This window comes from Vibrio sp. 1069, from assembly GCF_033340555.1.
Map to the genome: position 1 here is coordinate 1 of NZ_JAWOWP010000969.1, position 512 is coordinate 512.

At 45.9% G+C, this 512-nt stretch carries 1 protein-coding gene; it reads left to right on the top strand.

Annotated elements, in window-relative coordinates; translation table 11 throughout:
- The coding region (locus tag R7040_RS30090) for an Rnf-Nqr domain containing protein (RefSeq protein WP_318098139.1) at positions 1–395 on the top strand (395 nt) is incomplete at its 5' end.
- Between the last annotated feature and the right edge of the window lie 117 nt (positions 396–512).

The following is a 512-nucleotide window of genomic DNA, read 5'->3' on the forward strand; positions in this document are numbered from 1 at the left end:
TCTTTATCCCGTTGATCGTAACCAACTGTATCATCATCGGTCGCGCCGAAGCTTACGCTTCAAAAAATGATGTGCTTCCTGCCGCATTGGACGGCTTATGGATGGGACTGGGCATGACCAGTGTGCTAGTTGTGTTGGGCTCAATGCGCGAGCTTATCGGCAACGGCACATTGTTTGACGGCGCAGACTTGCTATTGGGTGACTGGGCTGCAGCGCTGCGCATTCAAGTATTCCAATTTGATAGCAGCTTCTTATTAGCACTATTACCACCAGGTGCTTTCATCGGTGTAGGACTTTTGATTGCGTTGAAAAATGTTATCGACAGCTCAATTCAGGCTCGTCAGCCGAAAGAAGAAAAACCGGCCATTGAGCGTGCTCGCGTAACTAACGCATAATATAAGAATTCTAAAATCAAGGCTCTACCACTCGTAGGGCCTTTTTCATAAACCGCAAAGACGGGTTTGGAAGTCAGCAATGAACAAAGAAAAAAGAATAGAAATTCTTGAACGATT